Below are 5,943 nucleotides of genomic sequence, written 5' to 3' on the forward strand. Positions count from 1 at the left end.
CAATTCCGCAACAGCCCCCCGGCGGTTGACAAGTACTCACGGCTGGGAGTCGGGCTCGGGGTCCCCGGTGTGCTGCGTGCGCTTGGTGGTCGGGGAAGACTGCTCCCGGCGCTCGAACTCGAGATCCATCTCCAGGTCTTCGTGCTGGTTGTGCCGGAACAGGATGAGGAAGACCACCCAGCCGACGAGCGCGACGAGGATGTAGCTGACGACGCGGTAGACGAACACGGCCGCCAGGGCCTGCGAGGCGGTGGCCCCCGCCGCCGTCAGCGTGGCGATCAGGGTGCCGTCGACGAACCCCAGCCCGCCCGGTGCCAGCGGAATGCTGCCCACGGCCTTGGCCGCGGCGAACGCGATGAGCAGACCCGCGAACGACGGTTCCGCGCCCACCGCCCAGCACGCGAAACCGAGGCACGCGACGTCGGCGAGCCGGTGCACCGCCGACCACCCGAACGTGATGACGGAATCCTTGCGGCTCAGCTCGACCGAATCGAGCTGGCTCAGGATCTCCTTCCACCGTTCGACGCCGGTCTCGGGGGGATTCTTGCGGAACTTGTTGTACCGGGTCAGGACCCAGTGTCCGATCGACTCGATCGAGTCGGGGTTACGTGAGATGTATCGCAGTCCGTAGAACAGGCCGAACGCGGCCACCAGAGACAGCGCCAGCGTGACCGGACTCACCTTGGTGCCCACCGCGAACGCGCCTGCGGCGCCGAGCAGCGCGAGGCTGCCCGCGGCGATCACTCCGGAGATCGCCAGCTGCCAGGACGCGACGATCGGGGTGGCACCCCACTTGCGGGTCTGCTTGTAGGTGAAGGCGGTGGAGAACACCTGACCGGCCGGCAGGCTCACGGCCATCGCGGTGCTCGCGTAGATCACCGACACCGACTTCAGCTGGCTGACGACGACACCGCCCGCCTGCAGCAACCGCTGCTGGACCGCGCCGTACCCGCTCAGGGAGACGGCCTGGGCTGCGATACATGCCGCGACCCACCCCCAGTGGATCTCGGTGAGCGCTTTCCACGAGTCGCTGAGCGTGGGCCACAGGTAGATGCCCTCGACGGTCAGCAAGGCCAGGAGGCCGGCGCCGAGTAGCCATTTGATCCACCAGTATCGGCTTCGCTGCCGAGGAGGCTCGGCAGTGGGCGGGTCGGATCGAGGCTGGGCCACCTGGCCAGCGTAACCAACGGGTAGCGGATTACTCCGGATAGTCCTCCGGCCAAGCCAGATGGGTATTGCGGCGACGCCCCCGCAACTGGACCTGCTCGCCGAGTTCCCAGTGCGCCTGCTCGTCGTCGTCCGCGAAATACAAGGCGCTCGTCGAGGCCAGCACACGGCTGGGGTGGAGCTTGGCGAGTTCGGTGAGCCGCGACGCCTCGTTGACGGGGTCGCCGATCACCGTGTATTCGAAGCGTTCGGCGGCGCCGATGTTGCCGGCGACGGCGAGGCCTGCGGAGACGCCGATACCGACGTCGAGGCCGGTGATCTCGTTCAACGCGAACCGCAGCTCCCGGGCCGCCGCCAGCGCCGCCGTCGGTGCGTCGGGGCGGTCGAGCGGGGCGCCGAAGATCGCGAGAGCCGCGTCACCCATGAACTTGTTGACGAAGCCGTGGTGCCGGTCGATCACGTCGACGACGACGCGGAAGAACTCGTTGAGCAGGTTCACGACCTCGCCCGGGGGACGCTCCGCGGCGGCGCCGGTGGAACCGACCATGTCGACGAACAGCACCGCGACGAACCTCGTCTCCCCGCCGAGTTCGGTACCGAACTGCAGTGCCCGCCGCGCGACGTCCTCACCGACGTGCTGACCGAACAGTTCGCGCAGCAGCCGCCGTTCGTCCGATTCGCGCATCATGCGGTTGAACCCGACCTGCAGTCGCCCGATCTCGCTGCCGTCGAACACCTCGACGCGGACGTCGGTGGCACCGCGCTGGACGCGTTCGATGGCCCGCCGCAGCTGTTTGATCGGGTCGGAGATCTGGCTGGCCGTCAGCATCGACAGCGCGAACGCCTGCGCGATCGCGATGATCGACAGCAGCATGATCGCCCACGCGAGCGCGTTCGGGGAGAACACCAGGTCGGTGGTTATCTGCGTCACGCACAGCAGGATGATGCCGATGACGGGCATCAGCGTTCCGAGCCCCCACGTCATGGCCATCCTGGTGCCGACGCCGGGTGCCATGGTCCGGTCGAACTCTCCCTCGCTGAGCGCGCGGGCGGCCACGGGACGCAGGATGCGTTCGCCGAGCATGTACGTGAAACCGAACGTCGTGGTCGCGGCCATGCAGACGGTGACGATCACCGCGACGGCGAGTTCCGGCATCTCGGTGATGGTGAGCAGCACGAAGATGATTCCGCCGAGGATCCACAGCACCAGGTGCACGATCGCCTGTCGCAGCGGTGCGTGCAGCGCCGACATCTGCTCGCTGCGCGTCGGCGGACCCCCACGCAACTGCCAGCGGACGACCGACCTCAGCATCATCGCCGCGGCCGTGAGACTCACCACGGCGGCGAACGCGAGATAGCCACCGAAGATCGCGACGTTGCGGACCCGGTCGGCGATGATTTCCTGCGATTCGGGGATCGGCACGCCGTAACGCACGAACGCGAAAACGAGGATGGCGCCGATGAAATTGGCGAGGAGCATCGACACCATATAGAGCGGCCATCTGCTGCGGACCGTCGCCGCGATCGCTCTATAGGATTTCCGCACGCCGTTCAATTTAGCGGGGGTGTACCGGGTGGCGTAGGACACGTCCCCTAAAGGGCGCATATGCGTGCCGTGCGCGCGTGTTTCCCACGCGAATCGCCCGGCACTGTCCGAACCTCGATACGCTCCGCACGTGAACGCGAACGAGCAACGCTCGGACACTGCCGCGGTAACACAGGGCGGGGGTCACCCCTCGGCGTCCGTGCACCCGGTGGTGCGGATGGCGGCCGAATGGACGTGGCGGCTCCTCGTCATCTTCGCGGGCCTGCTGACCCTCGGCTACATCGTGACCAGGCTCGACACGGTCCTCATTCCGGTGGGTCTGGCGCTGCTCTCGTCGGCGCTGCTGGTGCCGCTCGTCGACTGGTTGCAGGGCAAGGGCGTGCCGCGGTCGGCTGCCGTCCTGGTCGTCCTCATCGGTTCGATCGGCATCGTCGCCGGGATCATGACGTTCGTCGTCGAGCAGTTCATCGAAGGTCTTCCCGGCCTGACAGAACAGTTCGAGGCGAGCGTCACACAGATTCAGGGGTGGCTCACGGACGGCCCGTTGCACTTCAGCGAGGATCAGATCCGGCAGGCCGGCGACTCGGTGGTGAAGTCCATCCAGGACAACCGCCAGCAGCTGACGAGTGGGGCACTGACCACCGCCACTGTCGTCGGCGAGATCTTCACCGGCGCCCTGCTGACGCTGTTCACCCTCATCTTCTTCCTCTACGGCGGATCTCAGATCTGGGAGTTCGTCACCCGCCTCGTCCCCACCGCGTCACGGCGGCGGGTCCGGCTGGCGGGGAGTCAGGGGTTCGGCTCGCTGATCGGGTACGTCCGGGCCACGGTGGCGGTGGCCGCCGCGGACGCCATCGGAATTGGCGCGGGACTGGCGATTCTGGGGGTTCCGCTCGCCCTGCCGCTGGCGTCGCTCGTGTTCATCGGTGCGTTCATCCCGATCGTCGGTGCGTTCCTCACCGGGTTCCTCGCTGTGCTGGTTGCCCTCGTCACCAAGGGATTTCTCACCGCGCTGATCGTGCTCGGCATCATCATCGGGGTGATGCAACTCGAGGCCCACGTGCTGCAACCCCTGCTGCTCGGCCGCGCGGTCCGGTTGCATCCGCTCGCAGTGGTGCTGGCCATCACCACCGGCATCGTGCTCGCGGGGATCGTCGGCGGCCTCCTGGCGGTGCCGATCGTCGCGCTGCTGAACACGGCGGTGCGCTCGCTCATGTCCGCGGATCCCGACGCCACCTACGACGCACTCGAGGTGGACGACCCGGCAGTCCCGCTCTATCCGGCCGAGGCCGACGGCCCGCACCCGCCGCACCCCAGCGACCCGCACTTCGACGACACTGCGCAGACCCATGACCGACCGGAATGAGCACCGCACCCGACTGCACTACCGCCCGCGGGCCACGACCGAGCTCGACACCCAGCCGGACGCACCGCTGTGGCGGGCGGCGCAGGCGTTCCGCCTCGTCACGCTGGTGTACGCGATCAGCTACCAGATCGTGTCGGTGCAGTACTACACCCATCAGCGGCTGAGCTGGTTCCTCGTCGCCCTGATGGCGGTGTGGTCGGGACTCTCAGCGGTCCTGCTGTCCCACGGGAAGGTCCCGCGCTACCAGGTGGTGATCGCCGACCAGCTGATCGTCATCGCGCTGATGGCGTCGACCCGCCTTGTCTCCGATCATGATTGGTACAGCCACCATCAGACGCTGCCGACGACGCTGTGGGTCACCAACGCGGTGATCTCCGCAGCCGTCTTCGGCGGGCCGTGGCTCGGGATGGCGTCCGGTGTGCTGATGGCGACGGTGAGCGCGGTGGTGCGCGACCAGGTCAACTTCGACCTGTGGCGGGACGCGACGGCGCCGGTGCTGGTGTCGGTGGGGCTGGCGCTCGGGCTCGCCACCACCACCGCGAGGCGTGCGCAGGCCCAACTGGAGCAGGCGGTGCGGTTGGCCGCCGCCACCGAGGAACGGGAACGACTCGCCCGCGAGGTGCACGACGGCGTCCTGCAGGTGCTCGCGCTCGTCCGCCGCCGCGGCAACGAGATCGGGGGACCCGCAGCCGAACTCGCGGATCTCGCCGGCGAGCAGGAGGTGGCCCTGCGCATGCTCATCTCCGAGCAGGGCGCGGGCGTGGCGTCGGATCTGGGTGGGAGCGCGATTGATCTGCGACTGCTGCTGGGCACGCGGGCGAGCACCACCGTGTCCGTGTCGACCCCGGCGGATCCGGTGACGATCGAGCGCGGCCGGGCGACGGAACTCGTCGCGATCGTCGACACGGCACTGTCCAACGTCGCATTGCACGCGGGGACCGGCGCCCGGGCGTACGTGCTGCTGGAGGATCTGGGCGACGAGGTGATCGTCAGTGTCCGCGACGACGGCAGCGGAATCGCCCCGGGACGGTTGGCTGAAGCGGAGGCCGAAGGTCGCATGGGAGTATCGAAATCCATTCTGGGCCGCGTCGGCGCGCTCGGCGGTACCGCCGAACTCGACACCGAACCCGGTCAGGGCACCGAATGGGAGATCCGCGTGCCGAAGGGAGACGAAACGCATGGATGACACGGAGACCGGCGAACAGATCACCGTGATGGTCGTCGACGACCACCCGATGTGGCGGGACGCGGTGGCCCGCGACCTCGAAGGCGCCGGGTTCACCGTGGTCGCCACGGCCGACGGCGTCGCCGCCGCGGGACGTCGGGCCGCGGCGACCCGTCCCGGCGTCGTGCTCATGGACATGCAACTGCCCGACGGAAACGGTGCCGCGGCCACCGCCGCCGTCCTCGAGGTGTCGCCGGACAGCCGGGTGCTGGTGCTGTCCGCGTCGTCCGAGCGTGACGACGTCCTCGACGCCGTCAAGGCCGGTGCGTCCGGGTACCTCGTGAAGAGCGCATCCGTGGCGGAGCTGCTGGACGCGGTGCGGGCCACCGCGGCGGGGCAGGCAGTGTTCACACCGGGACTCGCCGGTCTCGTGCTGGGGGAGTACCGCCGGATGTCGAGTGCGCCCGCCGCCGAGGAGGGTCCCGCCGTCCCCAAGCTCACGGAACGGGAGACCGAGGTCCTGCGGTTCGTCGCGAAAGGGCTCAGCGCCAAGCAGATCGCCACCAAACTGTCGCTGAGTCACCGCACCGTCGAGAACCACGTCCAGGCCACCCTCCGCAAGCTGCAGCTGGCCAACCGCGTCGAGCTGACCAGGTACGCCATCGAGCAGGGCCTCGAGTAGCCGTGAGTACTTATTAA

General features: G+C 68.3%; 5 protein-coding genes. 3 read left to right on the forward strand and 2 right to left on the reverse strand.

What is annotated here, in order from left to right; genetic code table 11:
- Positions 1 to 36: 36 nt before the first annotated feature.
- Positions 37 to 1,170: a lysylphosphatidylglycerol synthase transmembrane domain-containing protein gene (locus AZG88_RS32040; protein WP_005243767.1), complete on the reverse strand. Its 1,134-nt coding sequence runs from the start codon at positions 1,168 to 1,170 to the stop codon at positions 37 to 39.
- Positions 1,171 to 1,198: 28 nt separating this feature from the next.
- Complete coding sequence (locus AZG88_RS32045; RefSeq protein ID WP_005258596.1) at positions 1,199 to 2,656, reverse strand: adenylate/guanylate cyclase domain-containing protein; 1,458 nt, start codon at positions 2,654 to 2,656, stop codon at positions 1,199 to 1,201.
- Positions 2,657 to 2,843: 187 nt separating this feature from the next.
- Here AZG88_RS32045 and AZG88_RS32050 point away from each other — a divergent pair, with 187 nt between their 5' ends.
- From AZG88_RS32050 to AZG88_RS32060, 3 genes are read left to right on the forward strand one after another with little or no spacing between them, the layout of a single operon-like run.
- On the forward strand, positions 2,844 to 4,079 hold the full coding sequence (locus AZG88_RS32050) for an AI-2E family transporter (protein ID WP_061700154.1): 1,236 nt from the start codon (positions 2,844 to 2,846) through the stop codon (positions 4,077 to 4,079).
- On the forward strand, positions 4,063 to 5,265 hold the full coding sequence (macS, locus tag AZG88_RS32055) for a MacS family sensor histidine kinase (RefSeq protein ID WP_025431964.1): 1,203 nt from the start codon (positions 4,063 to 4,065) through the stop codon (positions 5,263 to 5,265). Before AZG88_RS32050 ends, macS begins: the two co-directional genes overlap by 17 nt.
- Positions 5,258 to 5,926 (forward strand): response regulator, encoded by a 669-nt coding sequence (locus tag AZG88_RS32060; RefSeq protein ID WP_061700155.1) that lies wholly within the window; start codon positions 5,258 to 5,260, stop codon positions 5,924 to 5,926. Before macS ends, AZG88_RS32060 begins: the two co-directional genes overlap by 8 nt.
- Positions 5,927 to 5,943: the final 17 nt, after the last annotated feature.

Origin of the sequence: Rhodococcus sp. LB1 (genome assembly GCF_001583455.1) — a bacterium.
Classification (GTDB): Bacteria; Actinomycetota; Actinomycetes; order Mycobacteriales; family Mycobacteriaceae; genus Rhodococcus_F; species Rhodococcus_F opacus.